A 24962-nucleotide genomic window follows, 5' to 3' on the forward strand; every position below is an offset into this window, starting at 1 on the left:
GTCCGCTTTGCTGGAATGCGGATGTGAGATGTCGGGAGGCGAAATGCTCCGTTTCAAAGTTTTCCGCGATGGCGGTGGATTTGACAGCGCGCTGGTTCTATTCGCGCTTGCCTACCTTATTACCTTTTCGGCCTTCCCGTTGATCTACAATCTGGTGATCTCGTTCCAGAGCGTCGATCTTTTTACCATCGCCACCTTCGATCGCCCGTTTGTCGGTCTCGATAATTACCGCGAGATCATCGACGATCCGCTGTTCATGCCGATCGTGCGCAACACCTTCCTGTTCGTCTTCCTGTCGGTGATCTTCCAGCTTGGGATCGGGCTGGCTCTTGCCTTGTTCTTCCGGCTTGATTTTCCCGGTGCCTCGTGGCTGCGCGGACTGTTTCTCGCGGGCTGGATCATGCCAGGGCTGGTGGTCGGCGCCATCTGGGGCTGGATTCTCGCCGGTGACTTCGGTGTGTTGAACTGGCTCCTGCAATCACTCGGTATCACTCAGCAGAAGATCTTCTGGCTTTCCGATCCGTCGATCTCGATCTACTCCGTTATCATCGCCAATATCTGGCTCGGCGTTCCCTTCAACATGATCCTGTTGTCGGTCGGTCTCGCCTCTATCCCCGATGACGTTTACGAGGCGGCGGAACTGGATGGAGCAACGCGCTTGCAGCGCTTCTTCACCATCACCCTGCCGATGATGCGGGCGCAGCTTGGTGCCGTCATTTCGCTTGGGATTATTTTTACCCTGCAGCAATTCGACCTCTTTGCAGCGCTCACCCAGGGCGGTCCGTCGAATGCCTCCAATGTGCTGCAATACTGGTCCTGGGAGCTTGCCTTCCGCGAATACCGCATCGGCCATGGCTCGGTCGTTTCCGTGGTGATGACCCTTCTGGTCATCGTCGTCGCCACCGCTTATGTCCGCTCGACGAGGCACGAACATGTTGTCTAGCACCCCCTGGAAACGTTGGCTTCTGCTGGCCATCGCCATCGCTGTCGTCGCGATCTACCTTTTCCCGCTCTACTGGATGTATGTGACGGCGCTGAAGACCAATACCGAAACCTTTGCCAACCCGCCGACACTCTGGCCACATCATCCCGAGTTGAAGGTTACCCGTGTCTGGAACGACATGGGCATGGATACTTTCATCCAGAACTCGCTGATCATCGCCTTCGGCACTGTTTCGCTGGTGGTGCTGTTTGGCACGGGCTGCGCCTATGCGCTTGCGCGTGTCCGCTCGATGTGGATGGATCTGGCGCTTTTTCTCGTCCTTATGTTGCAGGTCCTGCCGCCCTCCCTCATGGTCACGCCGATCTTTGTCGCATTCAGCCAGCTCGGCCTGCTGTCATGGCCGCGCACGGGCGTGATCCTGGCAACGGCGGCTAACAAGCTGCCGCTCTATATCGTTCTGGTGCGTGCGGCCTTCACCCAGGTGCCGCGGGAGCTCGAAGAGGCAGCACTGGTGGATGGCAACAGCCGCATCGGCGCGTTCCTGCGCATTTCGGTGCCGCTTGCCCGCAATGGCATTTTGGTGTCGGCCATCCTCATCTTCCTCCAGTCGCTGGGCGAATATGTCTACTCGCGCTCGCTCATCACCGACAGAGCGTTCCAGCCCGCGACCGTTGGACTTCAGTTCTTCGTCGGGCCGAATGCCTCCGACTGGACCGGCATCATGACCTTCGCGGCGATCTATGTGACGCCCATTCTCATCATCTTCGTCCTGCTTCAGCGCCGCATCGTCAGCGGCCTGACATCCGGAGCGCTCAAATGACATTGCAGATCGAACTGTCCGGTATCCAGAAACATTACGGCGCCTACCACGCGCTGCGCGGCATCGATATCGCCATCCCGAAGGGCCAGTTCGTGGCGCTTGTCGGCCCATCCGGCTGTGGCAAGTCGACTTTGCTGCGCACCCTTGCGGGGTTGGAGACAATCACCAGCGGCGCGATCCGCATCGAAGGCGAGGACATCACCCGCCAGCCGCCGCGCATGCGCGATATCGCCATGGTGTTCCAATCCTACGCGCTTTATCCGCATATGACGGTGGAGAAGAACCTCACCTATTCTTTGCGGCTGAAGGGCGTGTCCAAGGCTGAGGCACGTCGCAAGGCGGAAGAGATTGCCCAGATCACTGGCCTCACGGCCCTTCTCGACCGCTATCCGCGGGAGCTTTCCGGCGGCCAGCGCCAGCGTGTTGCGATGGGCCGTGCCATCATCCGCAATCCCAAGGCGTTCCTGTTCGACGAGCCACTATCCAATCTCGATGCAGCACTTCGCGTTCATATGCGGGCCGAAATCCGCAAATTGCACAACAGTCTTGGCGCGACCTCAGTGTATGTCACGGCATGACCAGATCGAAGCCATGACCATGGCCGATCATGTCGTCGTCATGCGCGCCGGTGTGATCGAACAGCAGGGAGCGCCGCTTGAACTCTACGACCGGCCGGTCAACCGCTTCGTCGCTGGCTTCATCGGCTCTCCTGCGATGAACTTCGTGCCGGCTGTCGCTTCGGAGGATGGACGAACACTTGTTTTGAATTTCGGCGGCACATCGGAACCTCAGACAATCCCGTCGCCGGTTGCCTTCACGCCGGGCGCACGCGTGACCGTGGGCATCCGGCCGGAGCACATCACGCTTGCACCGCCCGGATCATCGTCCATCACCCTGCCAGTCGGGATCGTGGAAACGACAGGTTCTGCTACCTCCGTCACCACGGCGACCCAGCCGGAAATGACGGTAGCACTTCAGGGAAGAAGCAATGTGAAAGCTGGTGACTTGGTCGGTTTCATCATCGATCCCGCGTCGCTGCATCTCTTCGACGATGAGACCGACAAACGGCTTTGATCCTCAAGGATCGGTAAAACCGGCTACATGCAGTTCCAATGCGCCTGCCTGCGGGTCGCTCTTGAAGAAGAGGGTGCCGTTGTCGTGGGATTCGGCTGCAACATAATCGAAGGTCACATCGGCTGTATCCGTCGCACCGTCTACACTGCGCAACGTGCCGACGACATGCACCGTTGCAGCCGTCGTCTGGCTGACATTGTGGATGGCGAAATTCACCCTGAAGCCGCTGCCGACAGGTTCTGTCGAGACGACGGAGAGCTCGAAATCCGGCTTGGCGTCGTCATAGCGATAGATGTCCCATGAGATCCATCCGAGCAGTGCCATCACGAGCAACGACGAGACGATGCCGGTGACCCATTCGATCCAGTGGGGCGATGAGGTTTCGATATGGCCGTCTACGGAAGATTTGGTCATGGCGTTCTCATAATACGAGGCGGGCGGAAGCGGCGCCGATCGCCGCGGGAAAGCACAAGATGACCACGGCTGCGGTAATCTCTGACAGGGATGTTCCCGTGAGCCGCTCGAAGCTCCACAGGCAGTAGAGGCTAATGCCAAGTGCAATGACATAACCCGGGATGGTGAAGCGGATGAATGTATGCCACCAGGCGATGTCTTCCGATCGGCCATGCCCGCCCTTGAAGTGCAGGGCATAGACGAAACCATGCATGAGCGTGAGCGACAGCAGCACGGTGATGAGTGTCTGATAGGGTGTGATCTTGTAGGCGATGAGGATCATCTCCTCTGTCGGGGCGACATTGAGCGCTAGGAAAAGGGCGCCCACCAACATCATGAACAGTTCAATGAAGTAGCTCGTTTCTGTCTCAGCGTCGTCGTCTTCCTCATCATCGTCTTCAGAATGCATGCCAAGCTGGCTGCGCCCGAGAAGCGCGCCGATGCTGGCGGGCACCGCCTGGATTGCGATCTTTGCCACCGTCGTGCTGGTCGTCACCTGGTCGTTGATCACCCCGAAGAGCGCAAGAATTGCAGCGCTGACGATGATCGCCAGGCCGTAAGCCGTCACCGCATCACGGATCGCTTCGAACCATGACGAGGTTTTTTCAAATCCCACGCGCTTTGCCAGGACGACCAGCAGCGGAATGTTGAGGACGCCGAGAAGAAGCAGCTTTTCACGCGACATGTAGAAGCCGAGGAACCACATCTCCATCGTCATGAACATCGGAAGCGCAAAGAGAAGCGCGCCACCGACACCGCGCGCGAGCCCGGTCAGAAACTCGGTTTCCTTCGATGAATTTTGCGTCGCGCTCTCAGCCATCTTCTTCCCCCGGATGAGCTTATAACCGTCTGAATTATGGCCGGTTCCAGCAGGCGTAGAAGAGGATATTCTGACGACGGTCGAGCGACTCAGTCGGGCACTCGGTCAAGGGGGTCCCGAAGTTAATTTTAGCAGCCGCGAAAGGTCCGTGTTAACCATTTGTTAACCAAATCACCGCTACCTCTCTATCAACGATTTCTTTACCAAGATGACCAAAGTGCTAACAGACTCGCGTTCGATCCGTATCAAGGGCCGCTCATTTCTGGCGGTCGTTCTATCTCCCGAGTCGCCGCTGGATGTCTGGCTGGAGCGACTTGACGATCTGGCAGCACGCTCTGCCGGGTTCTTTCTGTCACGTCCGGTGGTACTGGATGTGGCGGACCTGAAGCTCGATAAGGCAGGCCTGAAATCCCTGCTAGCGGAGCTTTACCATCGCAACGTCGCGATCATGGGCATTGAAGGCGCACGCCCTTCGATGATCGAAACCGGAATGCCGCCTGCACTCAAAGGCGGCAAGCCGGCCTCCGATGTCGAGGTGGAGCCGGTGGCGCTCGCCGAGGTGGAAGCCCCGGCGGAGCAACGCGCGCCTGTGACGGAAATCCGCAGCGTCGTGCAGTCGCTTATGATCAGCGAGCCGGTGCGCTCGGGCCAGTCGATCATTTTCCCGGAAGGGGATGTGACGATCGTCGGTTCAGTCGCCTCCGGCGCAGAAGTGATCGCCGGCGGTTCGATCCATATTTACGGCGCGCTGCGCGGTCGTGCCATGGCGGGCTCACTGGGCAACGCTTCGGCACGCATCTTCTGCAAGAAGCTAGAAGCCGAGCTTCTCGCCATCGACGGTGTTTATAAGGTCGCTGAAGATATCGACCCGAAGCTTCGGGGGCAGGCCGTCCAGCTCTGGCTGGAAAACGATACGATCAAGGCGGACAAACTCAATTAAGCCGTAAGCGGCAGGAAACAGGAGATCAGGATGGGGAAGGTAGTTGTTGTTACCTCCGGCAAGGGAGGCGTCGGAAAGACGACGTCGACCGCAGCACTTGGCGCCGCGCTGGCCCAGAACAAGGAAAAGGTCGTCGTCGTGGATTTTGACGTCGGGCTTCGCAACCTCGATCTGGTCATGGGTGCGGAACGCCGCGTGGTCTACGATCTGGTCAATGTCATTCAGGGCGATGCCAAGCTGACGCAGGCTCTCATCCGCGACAAGCGTCTCGATACGCTATTCCTGCTGCCGGCCTCGCAAACCCGCGACAAGGACAATCTGACGCCGGAAGGTGTCGAGTGGGTCATTAATGAACTGAAGAAGCATTTTGACTGGGTGATCTGCGATAGCCCGGCTGGCATCGAACGCGGCGCGACACTTGCCATGCGCCACGCGGATGTCGCCGTCGTCGTCACCAATCCGGAAGTGTCTTCCGTTCGCGACTCCGACCGTATCATCGGCCTTCTCGATTCCAAGACGATCAAGGCCGAACGCGGCGAGCGGATGGAAAAGCATCTGTTGCTCACCCGTTACGATGCGGCACGTGCCGAGCGTGGCGACATGCTCAAGGTCGATGACGTTCTGGAAATTCTCTCCATTCCGCTGATCGGCATTATTCCCGAAAGCATGGACGTGCTGCGTGCTTCCAACGTTGGCGCACCGGTCACGCTGGCTGACGCCAAGTCGGCACCGGCCATGGCCTATTTCGATGCGGCACGACGTCTGTCGGGTGAAGACATTCCGGTTTCCGTTCCGGGCGAAAAGCGCGGCATCTTTGCCAAGATTTTCGGGAGGGCCGCATGAGCATTTTCAACCTTTTCCGCAAACAGAAGTCCGCACCCGTCGCACGCGAACGGTTGCAGGTCCTTCTTGCGCATGAGCGCACCAATCAGGGTTCGGATCTGGTCGTCATTCTGCGTGAGGAAATCCTGGCGGCAATCGCCAAGCATGTGCAGATCGATAGCGATAAGGTCCATGTGAAGATGGACAGCGACGAGCATATGTCGCTTCTGGAAATCGATGTCGAAATCCCGCTGAGCGCGTCGCTCCGCGCAGCGTAAACAGCTTCAGATGACGCCGGGCACTGTCCCGGCGTTTTCTTTGGACGGTTTGAACTTTCCTTCTGCGACGATTCTGGACTAAGCCTTTCTAAAGCATGTCGTCATCGCAAAATCGCTTCACCCTTTTGCGCGACATGCTTCGGACCGATAGCGAAGGATGATTTGATGGCAGAGGCGGAGAAGGCGGACGAGCAGGAAAAGCAAACGCACCGAAGAGGTTTTGGTGTTTCTACCGTCTACGAAACGCTGCGCAATGAAATCATCGAATTGCAGCTGGCACCCGGCAGCCCGATCGATGAGCTACAGCTCTCAGAACGGTTCTCCCTGTCGCGCACGCCCATTCGCGAGGCGCTGGTGCGTCTTTCCGCCGAAGGGCTGATCACGACGCTGACAAACCGAGCCACCATCGTCTCCCAGATCGACTTTCTAGGGTTGCCGGAATTCTTCGATGCTCTGACGTTGATGTATCGCGTCACGACGCGACTTGCCGCCGCCAACCACACGGAGGTGGATATCGCGCAGATCCGCACCCTGCAAAGCGCCTTTGCTCTGGCCGTCGAGCAACGCGATGCGCTTGCGATGATTTCCACCAATCGCGATTTTCATGTCGCGATCGCGCGCGCCGGCGGCAACCGCCATTATGTCGAGCTCTTCACCCGGCTTCTCGATGAGGGACGGCGGATCCTGCGGCTTTATTATTCTTCCTTCAACGATGTCCTGCCCAATCAGTATGTCAGCGAACATGAGGATATGATCCAGGCGATCATCGAGCGGAATGTCGAGAGGGCCGACGCACTGGCCAAGGCACATGCCGATCAGATCGTCACCCAGATTCGTTCCTACATCACTGCCGATACCCGCCAGAGCGCCAATCTGAGCCTTTAGCCAAAACAAGGGTTGATAAAGGGCGACACCTTTGCGTTCCCATTTCTTGTATTTTATTTGTCGACAAGACTGTGGTTCGGTGCTATAGGAGCTGCATATCAAGCGGCAGTGGAGCCGCAGAAGGATTGGAAACCATGGCCAGCACGATCTTCACCGGATGCATTCCCGCCCTCATGACGCCTTGCAAGGCGGACAGAACCCCTGACTTCGATCTGCTCGTGAAGAAGGGCAAGGAGCTCATCGCCGCTGGAATGTCAGCGGTGGTCTATTGCGGCTCCATGGGCGACTGGCCGCTTTTGACGGACGAGCAGCGCCAGGAAGGCGTGCAGCGTCTTGCCGAAGCTGGCGTTCCCGTTATCGTCGGAACCGGCGCCATCAACACCAAGTCCGCAGTCAGCCATGCCGCACATGCTGCAAAGGTGGGCGCCAAGGGCCTGATGGTCATTCCGCGCGTGCTCTCCCGCGGATCGTCGGTTTCTGCGCAGAAGGCACATTTCTCTGCCATTCTGGAAGCTGCAAACGGTCTGCCAGCGGTGATCTACAACAGCCCCTATTACGGTTTTGCAACTCGCGCCGACCTCTTCTTCGATCTGCGCTCGCGCTATTCGAACCTCATCGGCTTCAAGGAGTTCGGCGGTAAGCAGGACATGACCTATGCCGCCGAAAACATCACCGCCGGTGACGATGATCTAACCCTGATGGTTGGTGTCGACACGGGCGTCTATCATGGCTTTGTCAATTGCGGTGCCGGCGGCGCCATCACTGGCATCGGCAATGCGCTGCCGAAGGAAGTGCTGCATCTCGTCGCTCTGTGCGAAAAGGCTGCCAAGGGCGATGCGGCCGCACGCGCCGAAGCACGCGAATTGGAAGAGGCGCTGACGGTGCTTTCAACCTATGACGAAGGTCCGGACCTCGTTTTGCACTACAAGTATCTGATGGTGCTGAACGGCGATACCGAATACACGCTGCACTTCAACGAAACGGACGAATTGAGCGCCTCGCAGCGCCGTCATCTGGAAAGCCAGTATACCTTGTTCCGCAATTGGTACGCGTCTCGTTATCCGGCTTGAATGCCGCATGCCTGAGGGCTTAGCCCTATTTTAGAACTCTGTCAGCGCGTCAGGAGTCCATTTCTGAGCTGCGCGATCAAGAACAAAGAAAAATGGGACGGCTGGACCTCAGCCGTCTTTTTTTTCAAGATCGGACGGACGAGCTCATCACAGGCAGAGTTAATCTGGAACAAAGCAAAAAACGGCTTCCTTGAAGGAGGAAGGGTCAACTGCGTCCAATCGACATGCATTAGGCAATGCTATTCTTCGCGCAATTTGTTTGGAGATTATTTAAAAGTTTAACCTACCGTTGCCCTAACGTTAGAGGGCTCGTCGTATGAAGAAGATTCTCAATTCCGTTTCTGGAAAGCTTATCCTGGCGACAGGAACAGCTATTGCCGGCATCATGATTGCTTACACTGCGGTCAATGTGGTCAACGTGAAGTCAGCAACAGAGCGTGACGTCATGGCGCTTGCCACCGAGAAGGCCGGCGCGGTCAGCGAGCAAATCGCTGGAGACATTTCCGTCGCGACATCGGCAGGCGCAACACTTGCTGCTACGATCGGCGGCTTCATCGAAAACGGTTCGCGCAGTCGCGCCGACATCGTTTCGATGATCGAGACAGTCGCGCCGCAATATCCGAACGTCTTCGGTGCATGGATGTGTGAACTGGTCGACGGCAAGAGCCCGAAGCCCACGGTTGGCACGGAGGGTCTCAACAAGGAAGGTATCTTCACGCCTTACTGGACCAAGAGCGACAGCGGCAAGGTTGAGTTCTCGACATGGTCGATCAAGCCGGAGGATGAGTATTACGGCGGCGTGCTAAAGACCGGTAAACCGCTCATCACCTCTCCCTATCTCACCAACATGAAAAAGCTCGTCACATCCGTCTCCGTACCTGTGACGGTGGGCGGCACCATGGTCGGCATGGCGGGCGTCGATATCAAGCTCGATGATTTGACCGCCAGCCTGTCGCAGATCAAGCCTTTCGAAGGCGGCAGCGTCATGCTGCTGGCCAGTAACGGCAAGTGGCTGGCGCATACCAACGCTGACAATCTGATGAAGGATTATTCCGATGTCGGCGCCGATCTCGTCAAGCAGGCTTTGGCAGACGGAAAGATGCGCGTGATCGAGGGTCTCCCGGACGGTTCTGTCCGCCTCGTCTATCCCTTCACCGCACCTGGCATGAATACCACCTGGGCGACGGTTCTGGACGTGCCTCCGGCCGTATTCTCCGGGCCTGTCTGGCAGCAGATCTACAGCATGCTGATCGGCGGCCTGATCATTCTCGGTGTGACACTTGGCGTCATCCTCGTTGCCACGCAGTTCCTGATCAAGAGGCCTCTGACGTCCGTTTTGGGTTCTGTCGGAAAGATGGCCAATGGCAATTACAAGGATCAGGTTGCCCAGACGGGCAAACCGGATGAACTTGGTAATCTCGCCGCAGCACTAGAAAAGTTCCGTTTCGCGCTTGCCCGAGGCGAAGACATCCAGGCCGAGCAGGAAGAACTCCAGCGCCAGGTCGAAACCGATCGCAAGCGCCAGAGCGACATCGACAATGCCAAGGCTGAAGATCTCCGGCATTTTGTCGAGATTGTTCAGAGCCGCTTCAATGCTCTGGCAACCGGCGACCTGACGGTTCGCATGAACGAGAAGGTCGCGCCGGAATTCGACACGATCCGCCAGAATTTCAACATCTCGGTTTCTGCGCTCGAAGAGGCGATCAGCAATGTCGTGCGTGCGGTCTATACGATCCGCTCAGGCCTCAGCGAAATTTCCACCGCCTCGAACGATCTTGCGCGCCGGACGGAGCAGCAGGCCGCCGCTCTGGAAGAAACCGTCGCAGCGCTCAGCGAGGTCACTCGTGGCGTGAATGATACGGCCGATGGCGCTACGAATGCGCAAAAAACCGTCGACAGCGCCAGGGCAGATGCCGAGAAGGGTGGCGATGTTGTTGCCCGTGCCGTTGCGGCAATGACCGAAATCCAGGGCTCGTCCAGCAAGATTGGCAATATTATCAGTGTCATCGATGAAATCGCATTCCAGACCAACCTCTTGGCGCTGAATGCAGGCGTCGAAGCGGCTCGCGCCGGTGAAGCCGGTAAGGGATTTGCCGTTGTTGCGCAGGAAGTGCGTGAATTGGCCCAGCGCTCGGCCACCGCGGCGAAAGAAATCAAGGGCTTGATCTCCACATCGTCCAGCCAGGTCGAAACGGGCGTGCACCTGGTTGAAGAAACGGGCAATTCGCTTGGTAAGATCGTCGAGCAGGTCCTCGGCATGAGCCAGACCGTCAACCAGATTGCAGCGGGCGCTCGTGAGCAGGCCATCAGCTTGAAGGAAGTCTCTTCTGCGGCTGACCAGATGGACAAGGTCACGCAGCAGAACGCAGCGATGGTGGAAGAAACCACCGCGGCCGCTCAAAATCTGTCACAGGAGACCGAAAACCTAGCCAGCATGGTGGGACGTTTCCGCGTCAGCGGTGAGACGAGGCTTGCCTCGAACCCGTCCCACGCGCGCTATGCGATGGCAAGCTGATTGACGAAACACCGATGAGCGCGCCGCGCGTCGAGGAGGACACGCAGCGCCCTCTCTCGTTTGAGTTACCATCCTTGCCGAAAACAGGTCCAGACCTTCGGGCCGATACCGTAGGGGCGAGGGGGCTTACAAGATGCCCCAGGCCCTGAAGCGTCCGCGACCCGTTACTTCGCGGAGCTCCAGCTGATTAGCAAGAACCATCGCCCCTTGAGGAGTGGTACCGAGTTCCTTGACAATCATGGATGTAGAAACGACGGGGTTTGCCAGAACCAATTCAACCAGATCCGGTAGCCTCGAATTCGAGCGCTTTCCGATCAACCGTCTTTCCATGCGGCTCTTGCCGTTCAAAAGCCGGTCATGCTCTTTCATGCCGAGCTCAGCCGCTTCAGACATTCCATCGAGGATCGCGATCAGTCTTTCTTCCTGATCGTGGGAATGACGCCGTTCTCTGTGAATGGCACGGAGGCCGCTGTTGAGCGCCGGCAGGATCGTCAAACCGTTGGAACGAAGTGATGCGGCGGCCAGTTGCCTACCGAGCCAAGGGCTTCGGTCCGAGACCTGAATATCGCGCCAGGCATCCAGAAGAATGGCCGCCTGCAGCGGGGCTGGATAGTCTGAATACCGGTCGAGGAGCTTACGCCACTTATGAAGTCGCTCCTCTTCACTCTCTTCATCAGACTGGTCGAGGGCAAGACGATCGGTGGATGGTTCCGATTGAACGCGGTAGCTCAAGGCATCCGCAACAATCGCGCTGCTGCGCGAGAGCACGGCGTCCATCTCGGCCAATTCATCAGCAAGAGCGTCTTGCGCATCATCTGGCTCTTCAGGGTCCGCGTCTTGCTCATCAGACACCAGTTTTAACGGCGCGGATTGTGACTGAACGTTCTTGCCGCGAAGCAGGTCGATGCCATGGTCGCTCAGCGCCCATTGTGGCGGATGACTTTCCATAAGCCGTCTGGCACGCAGGATACGGTGGGCATTGACGATTTCATTCGTCGGTGCACGAATGTCCATGCGTGCATCGTGCAGAACCAGATCCTCCACATGGACCAGTTCTCCGTCGACCCAAAGCGATGAGACAGCGTCGTGGAAGTTCTGTCGCTGCAGAAACCCCTCGCGGATAGGCGAGCGACTAACTCGTTCGTCAAGACGCGCCAAAGACTCCCCCGCTCGCGTCAGGGCGCGCAGGAGCCTCGTGGCTTTCAGTAGAGCGAACTCGTAGGTCATTGGATTCACTTAAGAGGGAGACCGCATTGAAAGCAATCCTGCCTGTTCGGTTTCAAACGATGTTCACAACTATCGCAAAGCGTGATGCCGATCACAGCCACAGACACGAGGACTGAATGCATGAGGCCGCCGACGCTGTGTCGAGGCCTCAAACCTGCTTTGGCAGATCGATCCGCGCTTCGAAACCCCGCTCGCGCCCAGGAGCCGGTGAGGAAAGGGTGAGCGGCGCATTCATGCGTTTGGAAAGATTGTCGACAATTGCAAGGCCAAGCCCGGACCCGGACGCCTGGGTCTGGCCGCGCATGAAGCGGGTCGTCAGGCGAGGGAGAAGTGCCGGATCGACGGGCGTGCCGTCATTGACGATCCGCACGGATCTGTTCTTATGGACGTAGATTTCGACCGGCGAATCCTCAGGACTATGCGTCAGCGCGTTCTCCAGCAGGTTTCGAACGACGATACCGAAAGCGTCCGGGTCGACCTTGCCCTTAAGCTGGCCGTCATCGGGCAGATGCAGGTGAATACGTCCGGCCCCAAGTTCTGACCGGCTCATGTCCTCGACGACGAGTTCCAGCACCGGCAGAAGATCGACGAGGGTATCGGAGATGCCAATACCGGCTTCCGCACGCGACATCTGCAAAAGCTTCTCTGATAACTGCGCGAGATTGGAGAGCGACAATTCTATCTGATCGACACGCGGGGCAAGATGGGGCGGAATATCCGCCTTCAATCGCTGCGCTTGGGCAAGCGCTCCGGCGATCGGCGTTCGCAATTCGTGCGCACTGTTGGACGCGAACGAGCGCTCCGCCTCCAGTGCTGACCGCAATCGCTCCAGCAGCAGGTTTACCGAACGGGCGATCGGATCGAGTTCGGCGGGAAGACGACCGGAATCGACCGGCGCAAGATTGCCGCCGTCTTTGCGGGCAATATCGTCTCTGAGCGTCTGGATCGGCGCCAGGGTGCGGCGGATGACCAGAATGACCGCAATGATGCTCGCCGGAATGAGAACAAGGACGGGGAGGATGAGCGCCGTAGATGCTTCCTCGATGGCCTCGCGCCGATTGGCAAAAGCATCGGCTACCTGAAGATAAAGATCGCCCTCAGGCGTCACGACGGTGTAAATCCGTTGAGTATCCGTATCGGCGAAACCCGGCCTCAGCGGCACGTCGAAGCCTTCACGGGCGCTGTCATGAGAGTGCAGCAAAACAGCACCGTCGCGATCGCGCACCTGATAGGTCAGATATTCAGAGCCGGTCGTGGGCTGGCCAAGACGGCGTTGTGCTTCCGGGCTTCGTTCGCGAAGGTCTTCCGCGACAAGCGGAAGCAATCTGTCGGCGGTTTCCTGGACGCCGCTGTCGAAAATTTCCGCAAACTCTTCTTCCATGACCATGACGCCAAGCGCGGAGGCGGCCATCCAGGAAATCGACAGGACGCTGACCAGCGCAAGAACCATCCGGCGCGTCATGCTCGGTTTATAAGGTCCGAGCTTAAAGGGTATGAGATCAGCGAATCGTATAACCAAGCCCTCTTACGGTTTCCACGCGATCGGAACCGATCTTCTTGCGCAGGCGACTGATATAGACCTCGACGGTATTGCTTTCGATCTCAGCGCCGAACTCATACAAGGTCTCCTGTAGCTGCGCTTTCGAGACAAGCGCGCCTGGTCTCTCTACGAGTTTCTCCAGCACTGCCCATTCCCGGGCACTCAGCGTCAACGCGCGATCTTGGACCGTGATGCTTTTCGCCGCCTGATCGATTTCGATGCCGGGCAACCTGACGATGGGCGTCGAACGTCCTTCATAGCGGCGCGACACGGCAAGCATCCGTGCCGTCAGCTCGCCGAGATTGAACGGTTTGACGAGATAGTCGTCCGCCCCGGCATTCAGGCCTTCGATCCGGTCGGAGACCTGATCGTGTGCGGTCAGGATGATCACGGGCACGGCGTTGTTCGTTTTGCGCAAGGCCCGCAAGAGGCTGAGCCCCTCGCCATCGGGAAGGCGTAAGTCCAGCAGGATGAGACCGTAGCTCACTGTCTGGGTTGCCGCCATGGCTTCGCTCAATGTCTTGAACCAATCCACGGCATGCCCTGCTGCCGCCACGTGATCTCTTAGCGCTTCTCCCAGCACATGATCGTCTTCCACCAGCAGAACGCGCACACCGACCTCACTCCAGAACTGCCAATGCGTATCGCTTCGGGCGGTTCGTCGTCAAGGCACATGCGCATCATGTCGTGGGCTTCGACTGGCACGCGTGGAACACGTCGAGCGACGGGTCGTAGACGGAGGTGGAGACGTTCATCATCCCAAGAATACTGTGGAAGAAATTGTCATGGGATTTACCACCGGCCTTTGCCTCATCGGCAAGGCAGGCGCGGTCGACGCCCATGGAGCGCGCGAAGTCATTGTCCATCCACACCAGGAAGGGAACATGCGTCTGCTCTGCTGGGGCGAGCATGTAAGGCGCGCCGTGGAGATAAAGCCCGTTCTCGCCAAGAGATTCGCCGTGATCGGAGGCATAGAGCATTCCGGTGGCGAGCCTATCGGAGCGGGCCTTCAGCTTGTCGATGATGGCAGAGAGGAAATGGTCGGTATAAAGGATCGTGTTGTCGTAGGAGTTGACGATCTCTTCGTCCTTGCAATTGCCAAGTTCCGAGGTGCGGCAGTCCGGCGTAAATGTCCTGAACTGATCGCCATAACGGAGATAGTAGGACGGGCCGTGGCTACCGAGCTGGTGGATGACGATGACGCTGTCCTTGGTGACGCGGTCGAGCCAGCTGTCGAGCCTGTCGAGGAAGATATCGTCACTGCATTCGCCGGTCTTGCAGAAGGTGGCATCGCGGGTTGCGCTCAAATCGAAATAGGGAATGCGGTCCGCCACGCCCTTGCTTCCGGTGTCGTTGTCCAGCCACTGCGAGTCGACCCCGGCATGCACCAGAACATCCATGAGGTTCTCATTGGAGAGCGCCTTGCTGTGGGTATATTCCGAGCGGGTGAACTTCGAGAACATGCAAGGGATTGAAATCGCTGTAGAGGTGCCGCAACTGACCGTGCTCGGGAAATAGATCACGTCTCTCTTCTTGAGCTCAGGGTTGGTTTCGCGGCCATAGCCATTCAGCGAGAAGTTGGCCGCACGTGCGGTTTCGCCTGCGACGACGACGGTCACGCGCGGTTTTCCGACGGCAATGACAGGAGGTTTCACCTTCGCGTCGAGGCCGGTCTGCGTGACGGTCAACTGTGCTTCCTTATTTGCGATCTGGAAGTAATGCGCCGTCGCAAAGAGTGGCGAAATCGGATTCAGGCTTTTGACGATATCCCGGTGCTGACGGATCGCAGTCGTGAAGGTCTTGGAATTCATCGCGCCAATGCCGCCGATGATGACGAGGCATGCAATCACGCTCAGCGTATTCCAGAACAACTTGCCGAGAATCGGACGGTGGCGGATGCGCACGAAAGCGAGAAGCAGGATGGGAACCAGCGCGTAGATCGCCATGTGCAGAAGGAAGGCGGAGGTGATCAGATTGTTTGCTTCGCCGGTGGTCGTCTCGAACGCGTTGCGGACCATGTCGCGGTCGATCACCGCGCCGAAGCGATCCATGAACCAGGAGCAAAGCGCGGAAATGGTAATCAGCACCATCAGGATCGGCTTCATGATGTATTTTGCCGAGAAGGTGATGAGCAGTGCGGCAAAAAGCGCCGCCATGGCCACATAGAGCGCGTAGATCGCGACGGGATAGGCGGACAGGTGGGTGTTAACCTTCGACCAGAATGTCTGGTTCATGAAGAACAGCAGATAGAGAGCGGCGATGACGCTCAAGGTAATGCTGCCGATTTCGGGACGACGGATTTCGCTGCCGTCCAGATGATCTGTCAAAGGTGCCAAGCGCCCACTCTCCTCGTGCCAATCGATGCACCGGACGCGCGTGAGCGCGTTTTGCTTTTCCGGCTAATCAACGCCTTCTGGAGAGATTTGCTGACACGAGACTGAACGGATCAGTCCGTCCATAAAGATATTTCTAAATTAGGGGAGGTAGGAGATGAGCCGCCGCTCGTCTGCTCGTAGTCCCGAGATGGTCTTTGTCGGCGTTTCCAAAACGGTTTCCAGCCGCTTGATCGCCTTCGGTTCGGTCGCCAGATCGAGAACGGAGGGGTGGACATAGCTTTTGCGGCAGATGGCTGGCGTGTTGGAGAGTTCTTCGGCGGCTGCCTCGCAAATGCTCTTGATGGTCGGGGCGCTGCCACTCGCCAGTCTCTCGGCGGCGTGGCAGAAGCCCGCAAGCGTGCCGCCCCAGGTGCGGAAGGTCTTGGCCGAAATACCTTCGCCCGCAGTTTCGGACAGGTAGCTGTTGAGCGCGCTGGAATCGATGGGATGGACCATATGGTTCTCATCTTGCCAAACGAAGAGCTGCTTGCCGGGTAAATCGGCAATCTCCTCCAGAATCTTTTGCAGCCGGGGATGACGGAGGCTGCGGCGCACCTTCTGTCCACCTTTTGCGATGAAACGAAGTTCGATCGTCTCGCCGAGCGACACGTGACGCTTGAGAAGGGTCGTCGCACCGTAGGTCCCGTTGCTTTCGAGATAGGTCTTGTTGCCGACGCGCAGATAGGCGGCGTCAAGAAGAAGAATCAACGCCGCAAGCGTCCTGTTCTGGCTGTTGATGTCCTTCTCGATGTGGGAAAGCGCCCGGCGGCGAATTGCCGGCAATGCCTCACCGAACGACTTCAGCTGGAAGAACTTTGTTTCGCCGCGAAATGCATGCCAGTCTACGTGATAGCGGTATTGTTTTCGCCCTCTTGCGTCGAAGCCGGTTGCCTGGAGATGACCCGAGGGTTCGATGCATATCCAGACGCGTTGATAGGCTGGGGGAATTGCGAGCGACCGTATGCGTGTGATTTCTATCTTGTCGGAAAGCAGCGTCCCGTCGGGAAGGCGGTAGGAAAACCCCTTGCCGCGCCGCTCACGGGCGATACCGGGCTCTTGGTCGCTGACATAGGTTAAGCCGATTTTCTTGAGGAGCCGGACAGGGTGCTGGTTCATGATCTTGGCGCTGCCTTCGAGTTTTCTCAAATAACTGCGCTGAACAGATGTCCGTTCCAGAAAAAGGAGCGGAACATGCCCGCTCCCTTCAATTTGATCAGACTCCGGTTGATCAGGCGTCCGGTGCCAGACGAATGATCTGAGATTTGCCGCCGCCACGCTCTTCGGTCACAGCGTAAACGGCGCCGTCCTTGCCAAGCTCGACATCGCGGATGCGCGCTTCCAGCGGCAGTCGCCCTTCCGAAACCACCTTGTCTCCGTCCATCTTCAGCACCACGAGACCCTGGGTGACCAAGCCACCGATCAGGAACGAGCCTTTCCACTCGGGAATGGCGTCGCTATTGTAGTAGACCATGCCGGACGGGCCGACGACCGGATCCCAATAATAGGTGGGCTGCTCCATACCCTCCTTGGCGGTTGCGCCCTCGCCGACCTTGTCTCCGCTATATTCGATGCCATAGGTGATCACGGGCCAGCCATAGTTCAGTCCGGCCTTGGGCAGGTTCAGTTCGTCGCCGCCTTTCGGACCGTGTTCGACGGTCCAGAGGCGTCCGTCGCCATCGAGCGCGGCTGACTGAATGTTGCGATGGCCATAGCTCCAGATTTCCGGCAGGGCATTTTCGCGGCCGACGAAAGGATTATCCTGGAGCGCCTTGCCGCTGGTGTCGATGCGGAACACCTTGCCCAGCCCGCTGGAGAGATCCTGTGCCTGAACGCGGGGCTCCTTGTCCGAACGCTCGCCGACCGTGACATAAAGCTCGCCATTGTTACCGAAGACGAGACGCGATCCGAAGTGCTTGTCTCCATCGTATGTGGGCATCTGACGGAAGATGACGTTGGTGTTTTCAAGAACCGCGGTCCCGTTCGTCTCGATCAGCTTTGCCGAAGCGACCGACGTGCCGTTGCCGCCATCGCGTGGTTCGGAAAAGGAGAAGTAGACCATGCCAGATGTATCGAAATCAGGAGCCAAAGCAATATCGAGAAGGCCACCTTGCCCGGATGACGCGACTTCTGGCACGCCCTCGATGGCAGGACCGGCCTTGCCATCCTTCACGATGTGCATCGCACCTTCCTTGGCGGCAACAAGCATACGGCCGTCGGGCAGAAGCGCCATCGACCAGAGATGTGGAAGGTCGTCAGCAACGACGGTCTTTTGCAGCGATGGCATCTTGTCTGGCTGTGGAGCCCGCGTCTGCCCTTCAAAGGCGGGTGTCTGGTTTTTTCCATGGGGCGGGTTCGTTTCAACCGGGCTTGCGGATTGCGCGAAAGCGTAGCCGGGAACGGTGAGAATGGCAGACAGAAGCGTGGTGGTTAGCAGGTATCGAACGCGCGGCATGGAACTCCCTTCCAGTTTAATTGAGCGGATCGGGAACATTTCGGTGTTTTTTAAGTTGCATCACCGCAAGGTCAAGAAAACTTGATCGTTACGTGTCCAATCCTGCAAATTCTCGTCTACACGATTTATTCGGGAACGTTCTTCTTCCGCCAGCGTTAATCTCGGTCGGTCAGGAGGGCATTATGCAAAGATTGGACAAGGAAGAGCTTGACACAGCCGAGGTCAAGCCAATTTTGAGTGTTATGGAATTTTGCCGTCGTTATCGACTGGATGAGTCTGAAGAGAAGCGTCTTCGCAAACTTTTCGGAGATTTTGCATCGCGTCATGAGCTTTTGATGAACGCCCAGCGCAAGCCGGTATTTCGTTAATCGGCGAGAGGCTCGTCCCGGAATATCATGAACACATCGTAGCGCGTGTTCTTTCCGGAAATCTGATGGGAGGGCTTCTGAAGCCCCTCCATAGGCGCAGCCCGAACCGGCCATTTCAATACAACTCTTTTGCGCGCAGCTTGCAGCGCTGCTTCCATCAGTTCCCGCTGGTCCGGATCTGAACCCACAACATCCCGCAGCACTCTCATTTCCTTTTTCACCAACGCGCTGTTGTGGCGTGGCGGGTGCATCGGATCGACAACCACTACGTCGGGTGACAACGTCTTGAGCAACTCTCTGGAGTCGCCGTGAAGCAATGTCATTCTGGACGCAATTTCCTCGTAGATACCGCCTTCGGCTTTTGCGCGGGCAATTCCGTCCTGCAAATGGACGTACATGTCTGGTGATCGCTCGATCAGTGTGACATTGGCGCCGAGCGAGGCGAGCAGAAATGCATCGCGGCCAAGACCCGCCGTCGCATCGACGACGAAGGGTGTCCGGCCCTTGGTGAAGCCGGCGGCCTTTGGCAAAGCCTGTCCCCGTCCTTCGCCCGAGCGCAGTCGGTGCCCGACGGCTCCCCCGACAAAATCAACGACAAACTCTTCTGCGTCTTTTTTTGCCATGGCTCGTCTCAGAAGGGAGCAGGAACACGGAATGTCACATCGTGACCGTACGGATGTCTGAAGCCCAGTTCTTCGGCGTGCAGTAGAAGCCGCTGTGCTGCGGCAAGGGCTTCGCCACCGGCATAAAATTCATCGCCGAGAATGGCGTGACCAAGCGCCTTCATATGCACCCGCAATTGATGTGTCCGCCCGGTTAAGGGACGCAGTTCCAGCCGTGTGGCGGGAAGGGACAGACGTTCCAGAACGCGCCATTGTGTCTGTGCTGCCCGACCGTTGTCCCAGTCCACGCGATGCCGCGGCTTGTTGTCCGGATCGATCGCCAGTGGAAGATCGATTTCGCCGCTTTCGCCCATGACCTCTCCCCAGACGATCGCCTTGTAGATTTTCGTCGTCGTGCGGTTTTCGAACTGGCTTGCGATAGCGGCATGGGCCTTCTTGTTCAATGACATCAAGACGATCCCGGAGGTGTCCTTGTCGAGCCGGTTGATCATCAACGCCGATGGAAATTGCTTTTGAACGCGGGTCGCGAGACTGTCAGCCAGCGCCGGATCTTTTCCCGGCACTGAAAGCAGACCGCTCGGCTTATCCAGCACCAACAGGCTCTCATCCCGGTGAAGGATCGAGATATAGGGCTCCAGCGGCGGGTTGTAGATCGGGTTGTGCAATTGGCCAGACATGCGAAGCCTCATAGCATGATTTGCGCGACACGCCAGAGCGCCGCCTGACGGTCTATTCCACCAGTGGCAGAAGGACACGCCCACTGGTGATGTCTTGAATCATCTGCGCGACGCGTTGCGCCTCGCTTGACGGTATGGAAAGGTTGAGGTCCGCCCCTGAGCCGGTAAATGTCTCGCTCTCGATGACCAGATGGTCGACCGACAGCAGGCGGGCTTTGACAAGCGCGAGGTCGGAGAAGCCGCAGGACAGCGTTAGTTGATGAGCCGGAATGATGGCAGCCTTTTCGGCGTTCCTGAGACAGGACCCCGCCGTTCCGCCATAGGCGCGAACAAGCCCGCCGCTTCCAAGCAGAATGCCGCCGAACCAGCGCGTAACGACGACGGCGATGTGATCGAGCTCATTTCCGTCAATCGCCTGGAGAATCGGTTTACCGGCCGTGCCGGACGGTTCGCCGTCATCGTTGAAACGGTAGCTTTGTCCGACGCGCCATGCCCAGCAATTGTGGTTGGCCGCCGCGACCGAATTGTCGGCTATGAAGCGTCTTGCAGCGCCCTCATTGGCAGCAGGACCTGCCGTCGCGATAAAGCGGCTCTTCTTGATGTCCTGTTCAAAAGTTTCCGTTCGGATCAGCGTGAACATGACGCCTTAATAGCGCATATACGCGTCGCGGCAAACGCTCTAAGAAGACCGAAAGGCGAAGGGTAGCAGTGGGCAATGCGAAGAAAACAGATTGCGATCATCGGTGGAGGTCCGGCAGGTCTGATGGCTGCCGAGGAATTATCCACATCGGATGTGGACGTAACTGTCTATGAAGCAATGCCGACCGTTGCGCGCAAGTTTCTGATGGCGGGCAAGTCTGGCCTCAACATCACACATGGTGAGGATTACGACCGATTCACCACGCGCTTCGGCGCCTCAGAAGCGCGGCTCAAAGGCGCGCTTGACGAGTTTACGCCACAGATGTTGCGCGAGTGGACGGAGGCCTTGGGGCAGGAGACTTTTGTCGGAACATCTGGCCGCGTTTTTCCTAAGGCGATGAAGGGCTCCCCTCTGTTACGGGCCTGGCTCAGCCGCCTCTCTGAGCGGGGGGTGGAGATCAAGCTCCGTCATCGCTGGATCGGTCTCGATGATGGCACGCTTCTTTTCGAAACGCCGGAGGGGCAGGTGGAGATCAGGCCCGATGCGGTCCTGCTTGCGCTGGGGGGAGCCAGCTGGCCGAGGCTCGGTTCGACGGGCCAGTGGGTGGGCGGTCTGAGACAGGCAGGTGTCGATGTCGCGGATTTCCAACCGGCCAATTGCGGGTTCGACGTGGCGTGGAGCGAGTATTTTCGCGAGCGCTTCGCTGGAGAGCCTGTCAAATCCGTCGTGACCACCTCCGACGCGGGTCGCTTCGAAGGGGAGTTCGTGATCACGCAGAATGGGGTGGAGGGGACGCTGATCTATGCGCACGCCGCTGCGTTGCGTGACAGTCTGCAAGAAGGCCGCCGAACTTTCCTAACCATCGATTTGGCGCCGGGCCGTTCCGAGGAGCGTCTTGCCCGAGATCTGGCGCGTGCGCCCAGCAAGGATAGTGTGTCGAACAAACTACGCAAAAGCGCCGGGCTTTCCCCGGTGAAGATCGCACTGTTGCGAGAATGCGCGGTCCCACAGCACATGTCGGCCAGCGAGCTCGCTCGGCTGATCAAGGCGGTTCCACTTGCTCTTTCCTCGCCGCGACCGATAGCCGAGGCGATATCGAGCGCTGGTGGGATTCGCTGGGAGAGCATCGACCAGAACTATATGCTGAAATCGCTACCCGGCACCTTCGTCGCAGGCGAGATGCTGGACTGGGAGGCACCCACTGGCGGCTACCTGCTAACGACCTGTTTTGCAACGGGAAAAGCGGCCGCACGAGGCCTGCTTCATTGGTTGATAAAGGTCTGTTAGTCACATGATTGTCATGCCTCTTGCGTCGCGCATGAAAAAAAGCTTGATAAGTGCGTTCAAATAGATAAGCGAAGCCTGCTTCTATTTCCTGTACTCAAGACTTGGCGTGACAAGTCGATGTTCTTGTGGGTGAATTTGCATGACTGATATGGGTGCTTTTGCGAGTTGGCCCGTCGGCGGTGGAGAGGCAGGTGCCTTGGTCCGCGCTTTTGACTGGTCCAAGACATCGCTTGGACCGATTGCGCATTGGTCGCAGACCCTTCGGCTTAAGGTGAACTCGGTCGTCAATTCACCCATACCGCAGGTTTTGATGTGGGGGCCGGATCATGTGATGATCTATAATGACGGCTACACCGAAATTGCCGGAAACTACCACCCGCGCGCTCTCGGCGGCACTGTCCCCGGCATATGGCCGGAAATCTGGGACTGGAACGAAAAGATCCTGGAAGCGGGTTTCCGCGGGGAAATACAGTCCTTTCGCGATCAGAAAATGGTTCTGCATCGCAACGGTGCACCGGAGGAGGTCGTCTTCGATCTCTTCTACACGCCGATCTATAATGACGCGGGTATTGTCGAAGGCGTCTTGTGCACGGTTCTGGAAAACACCGAGAAGGTGAAGACCGTTCAGGAACTGGCCGCAAGCCGTGAAGAACTCAGCCGCCTGACCTCTGCCCTTCCAATCCTCGTCGGCTTCATCGACTTAAATTACACCTATCGTTTCGCCAACGAGGGCTATCTGGAGTGGTTCGGCCGTGCGCCTGAGGAGGTTCTCGGGAAGCGCGTCATCGATGTCGTGGGCGAGACATTCTTCAATGAGCGCAAGCCATTCATTCAACGGGCCATGGCGGGCGAGCAGATCGTCTCCGACAGCAGCATCCAGCGCCCGGATGGGACGCGGCATGCGGCTGAAATCCGTTATGTGCCGAGGCGTGACCACAGGGGCGACGTCGACGGCTGCTATATCCTCATCATCGATATTGAGACGAGGAAGCAGGCCGAGCGGGACATTCTCGTCAGCAACAGCCGCTTTAAAGCTGCCGTCGAAGCTGTACACGGTGTCTTGTGGACGAACAGCCCTGAAGGCCGGATGCTCGGTGAACAGCCTGCCTGGTCACAGCTGACCGGCCAAAGCTATGACGAGTATCAAGGTTTCGGTTGGGCAGAGGCGGTTCATCCGGAAGATCGCGAAGGCTCGATCAATAGCTGGAACCGCGCCGTCGCGGCCAAAGCAACATATGTCTGGGAACATCGCGTTCGCCGTCGCGATGGTGTCTATCGCACCTATGCTATTCGCGGCGTGCCGATTATCAATGCGCAATCTGAGATTATAGAGTGGGTCGGCGTCCACACCGACATCACCGAGCAACGCACTGCCGAGGTGGCGCTGAAAGAGCATGCCGCCAATCTCGAACGCGAAATCCGTCACCGTATTCGCGCTGAAGATCAGCTTCGTCAGTTGAACGAAGGGCTCGAAGCACGCGTTGAGAAGGAAATTGCCGAACGTCGCCAGACGGAGATTGCGTTACAGCAGGCGCAGAAGATGGAAGCGATCGGCCAGCTGACCGGCGGCGTCGCGCATGATTTCAACAACCTGCTTCAAGTGATTGCCGGAAATCTCCAGCTTCTTGCCAAGGATGTGGCCGGCAACGAAAGAGCCGAACGTCGCGTCGGCAACGCGCTGGCTGGCGTCAGCCGTGGTGCGAAACTTGCAAGCCAGCTCCTGGCCTTCGGCCGTCGTCAGGCGCTGGAGCCGCGCGTCATCAATGTCGGTCGCTTCGTCGCTGGCATGGACGATCTTCTCAGACGCTCGCTTGGCGAGGCCGTCGAGGTCGAAGTGATCACCGCAGGCGGCTTGTGGAACACCTATGCCGATCCGACCCAGGTCGAGAACGCACTTCTCAACCTTGCCATCAACGCGCGAGACGCCATGGAGGGCACCGGGAAGCTGACGATCGAAGTCGGTAATGCCTCTCTCGATATGGACTATGCGCGCAATCATGCGGAGGTCGAGCCGGGTCAATATGTCATGCTTGCCGTCACCGATACCGGCTCCGGCATGCGACCGGAAATCCTCGATCGCGTGTTCGAACCCTTCTTTTCCACCAAGCCTGAAGGCAAGGGGACGGGCCTTGGCCTGTCGATGGTTTACGGCTTCGTCAAGCAATCCGGCGGCCATGTGAAAATCTACTCCGAGCTGGGGCAGGGTACCACAGTGCGCATCTACCTGCCGCGCTCCATGGCGGATGAAGACAGGGAGATCGTCGTTCATAACGGACCGGTTGTCGGCGGCTCTGAAACCGTTCTGGTCGTGGAGGATGATGACGAGGTCCGTGGCACCGTTGTCGAGATGCTGACCGATCTCGGTTATCGAGTCCTGACGGCGCGTGATGCGCAGGCAGGCTTGACGGTTGCCGAAAGCGGCGTGCCGATCGACGTCATCTTTACCGACGTGGTGATGCCAGGTCCGTTGAAGAGCAGCGAAATGGCGCGCCGGGTCAAGGAGCGCATGCCGCATCTCGCCATCCTGTTCACCTCCGGCTACACGGAAAACTCGATTGTCCATGGCGGCAAGTTGGATCCGGGTGTCGAGCTTCTGTCGAAGCCCTATACGCGTGAAGCGCTCGCCCGCCGTCTGCGGCATGTGATCGCCAACCAGAAGCAGAGAGTCGAATCCGGGCGCGACCGCATAGCGGATCACCCTGTCGCCAGTGAACCGACGAAGGTGGAGGCAAAGGATATGCTGCGTGTTTTGCTGGTTGAGGACGACGATTTGATCCGCATGAACACGACCGATATTCTGACCGAGGTCGGTCACATGGTGGTCGAAGCCGCGAATGCAACGCAGGCGCTCGATCTTCTCGATCGGGAAGAGGTCGATATTCTGGTCACCGATCTTGGGCTGCCGGATATGGGTGGTGCGGAACTCGCCGTTCTGGTGAAGCAGCGCAAGCCGGACATTGCGGTGGTGTTTGCCACAGGTGACAATTTCCTGCCAAAGAACGCGCCGGCAGGAGCCGTCCTGCTGTGCAAGCCCTATAATGAGAACGATGTGCGCTATGCCATCGGTCAGGCGATGAGCAATTCCTGATCAGCTATCAGGGCGTGTCACGATTTTAAATCGTGACACGCTTGATCGATGGCTCACCGTCTTGA

Annotated in this window: 22 protein-coding genes and 1 pseudogene; 12 read left to right on the plus strand and 11 right to left on the minus strand. The window is 58.0% G+C overall.

The window, feature by feature from the left end; genetic code table 11:
* The first annotated feature begins 43 nt into the window (after positions 1-43).
* From QE435_RS06610 to ugpC, 3 genes and pseudogenes are all read left to right on the plus strand, one after another.
* Positions 44-943 (plus strand): sugar ABC transporter permease, encoded by a 900-nt coding sequence (locus QE435_RS06610; RefSeq protein WP_349040691.1) that lies wholly within the window; start codon positions 44-46, stop codon positions 941-943.
* On the plus strand, positions 933-1763 hold the full coding sequence (locus QE435_RS06615; protein ID WP_309770103.1) for a carbohydrate ABC transporter permease: 831 nt from the start codon (positions 933-935) through the stop codon (positions 1761-1763). Before QE435_RS06610 ends, QE435_RS06615 begins: the two co-directional genes overlap by 11 nt.
* Positions 1760-2837, plus strand: a pseudogene (ugpC, locus tag QE435_RS06620) (sn-glycerol-3-phosphate ABC transporter ATP-binding protein UgpC). Before QE435_RS06615 ends, ugpC begins: the two are co-directional and overlap by 4 nt.
* Positions 2838-2840: 3 nt before the next feature.
* Here the strand turns inward: ugpC and QE435_RS06625 are convergent.
* The gene (locus tag QE435_RS06625; protein ID WP_349040692.1) at positions 2841-3251 is read right to left on the minus strand and encodes a TIGR02588 family protein; all 411 of its coding nucleotides are present in this window, start codon (positions 3249-3251) and stop codon (positions 2841-2843) included.
* 7 nt (positions 3252-3258) lie between these two features.
* Positions 3259-4110, minus strand: a complete 852-nt coding sequence (locus QE435_RS06630; protein WP_349040693.1) for a TIGR02587 family membrane protein — start codon at positions 4108-4110, stop codon at positions 3259-3261.
* A gap of 208 nt (positions 4111-4318) precedes the next feature.
* On the opposite strand from QE435_RS06630, the gene minC reads away from it, so the two are divergent.
* The 6 genes from minC (at position 4319) to QE435_RS06660 (ending at position 10620) form a co-directional block, all read left to right on the plus strand.
* Entirely contained in the window at positions 4319-5050 is a 732-nt protein-coding gene (gene minC, locus QE435_RS06635) for a septum site-determining protein MinC (protein ID WP_349040694.1), read from the plus strand.
* Positions 5051-5080: 30 nt separating this feature from the next.
* Entirely contained in the window at positions 5081-5893 is an 813-nt protein-coding gene (gene minD, locus QE435_RS06640) for a septum site-determining protein MinD (RefSeq protein ID WP_309770107.1), read from the plus strand.
* Entirely contained in the window at positions 5890-6150 is a 261-nt protein-coding gene (gene minE / locus QE435_RS06645; RefSeq protein ID WP_062424021.1) for a cell division topological specificity factor MinE, read from the plus strand. Before minD ends, minE begins: the two co-directional genes overlap by 4 nt.
* 165 nt (positions 6151-6315) lie before the next feature.
* On the plus strand, positions 6316-7035 hold the full coding sequence (locus QE435_RS06650) for a GntR family transcriptional regulator (protein ID WP_306928374.1): 720 nt from the start codon (positions 6316-6318) through the stop codon (positions 7033-7035).
* Between the two features lie 134 nt (positions 7036-7169).
* Positions 7170-8105, plus strand: a complete 936-nt coding sequence (locus tag QE435_RS06655) for a dihydrodipicolinate synthase family protein (protein WP_306928372.1) — start codon at positions 7170-7172, stop codon at positions 8103-8105.
* Between the two features lie 316 nt (positions 8106-8421).
* Positions 8422-10620 (plus strand): methyl-accepting chemotaxis protein, encoded by a 2199-nt coding sequence (locus QE435_RS06660; protein ID WP_349040695.1) that lies wholly within the window; start codon positions 8422-8424, stop codon positions 10618-10620.
* Between the two features lie 126 nt (positions 10621-10746).
* On the opposite strand, the gene QE435_RS06665 is transcribed toward QE435_RS06660, so the two are convergent.
* The 6 genes from QE435_RS06665 to QE435_RS06690 form a co-directional block, all read right to left on the minus strand.
* Entirely contained in the window at positions 10747-11847 is a 1101-nt protein-coding gene (locus tag QE435_RS06665; RefSeq protein WP_349040696.1) for an RHE_PE00001 family protein, read from the minus strand.
* A 148-nt stretch (positions 11848-11995) separates the two neighbouring features.
* Positions 11996-13309 (minus strand): ATP-binding protein, encoded by a 1314-nt coding sequence (locus tag QE435_RS06670; protein WP_349040697.1) that lies wholly within the window; start codon positions 13307-13309, stop codon positions 11996-11998.
* A 37-nt stretch (positions 13310-13346) separates the two neighbouring features.
* Positions 13347-14000 (minus strand): response regulator transcription factor, encoded by a 654-nt coding sequence (locus tag QE435_RS06675; RefSeq protein WP_306928364.1) that lies wholly within the window; start codon positions 13998-14000, stop codon positions 13347-13349.
* A 67-nt stretch (positions 14001-14067) separates the two neighbouring features.
* Positions 14068-15723: a phosphoethanolamine--lipid A transferase gene (locus tag QE435_RS06680; protein ID WP_349040698.1), complete on the minus strand. Its 1656-nt coding sequence runs from the start codon at positions 15721-15723 to the stop codon at positions 14068-14070.
* 138 nt (positions 15724-15861) lie between these two features.
* Positions 15862-16878, minus strand: coding sequence for a DNA topoisomerase IB (locus tag QE435_RS06685; RefSeq protein ID WP_349041146.1), 1017 nt, complete (start codon positions 16876-16878; stop codon positions 15862-15864).
* A 112-nt stretch (positions 16879-16990) separates the two neighbouring features.
* Complete coding sequence (locus tag QE435_RS06690; RefSeq protein WP_349040699.1) at positions 16991-18214, minus strand: PQQ-dependent sugar dehydrogenase; 1224 nt, start codon at positions 18212-18214, stop codon at positions 16991-16993.
* Between the two features lie 182 nt (positions 18215-18396).
* Between QE435_RS06690 and QE435_RS06695 the strand changes: the two genes are divergently transcribed.
* A complete protein-coding gene (locus QE435_RS06695; RefSeq protein WP_306928359.1) occupies positions 18397-18582 on the plus strand; it encodes a hypothetical protein in 186 nt (61 codons plus the stop codon).
* Here the strand turns inward: QE435_RS06695 and QE435_RS06700 are convergent.
* From QE435_RS06700 to QE435_RS06710, 3 genes are read right to left on the minus strand one after another with little or no spacing between them, the layout of a single operon-like run.
* On the minus strand, positions 18579-19205 hold the full coding sequence (locus QE435_RS06700) for a class I SAM-dependent methyltransferase (protein WP_349040700.1): 627 nt from the start codon (positions 19203-19205) through the stop codon (positions 18579-18581). The two genes, QE435_RS06695 and QE435_RS06700, sit on opposite strands and share 4 nt — an antisense overlap.
* Before the next feature lie 8 nt (positions 19206-19213).
* Positions 19214-19882, minus strand: a complete 669-nt coding sequence (locus tag QE435_RS06705; protein ID WP_349040701.1) for a pseudouridine synthase — start codon at positions 19880-19882, stop codon at positions 19214-19216.
* Positions 19883-19934: 52 nt separating this feature from the next.
* Positions 19935-20522 (minus strand): YigZ family protein, encoded by a 588-nt coding sequence (locus tag QE435_RS06710; RefSeq protein WP_349040702.1) that lies wholly within the window; start codon positions 20520-20522, stop codon positions 19935-19937.
* Between the two features lie 75 nt (positions 20523-20597).
* Between QE435_RS06710 and QE435_RS06715 the strand changes: the two genes are divergently transcribed.
* Positions 20598-21809 (plus strand): TIGR03862 family flavoprotein, encoded by a 1212-nt coding sequence (locus QE435_RS06715; protein ID WP_349040703.1) that lies wholly within the window; start codon positions 20598-20600, stop codon positions 21807-21809.
* Between the two features lie 139 nt (positions 21810-21948).
* Positions 21949-24897, plus strand: coding sequence for a PAS domain-containing protein (locus QE435_RS06720; protein WP_349040704.1), 2949 nt, complete (start codon positions 21949-21951; stop codon positions 24895-24897).
* Positions 24898-24962 lie beyond the last annotated feature (65 nt).

The sequence above is a fragment of the Agrobacterium sp. SORGH_AS 787 genome, from assembly GCF_030819035.1.
In the GTDB taxonomy this organism is placed as follows: domain Bacteria; phylum Pseudomonadota; class Alphaproteobacteria; order Rhizobiales; family Rhizobiaceae; genus Agrobacterium; species Agrobacterium larrymoorei_B.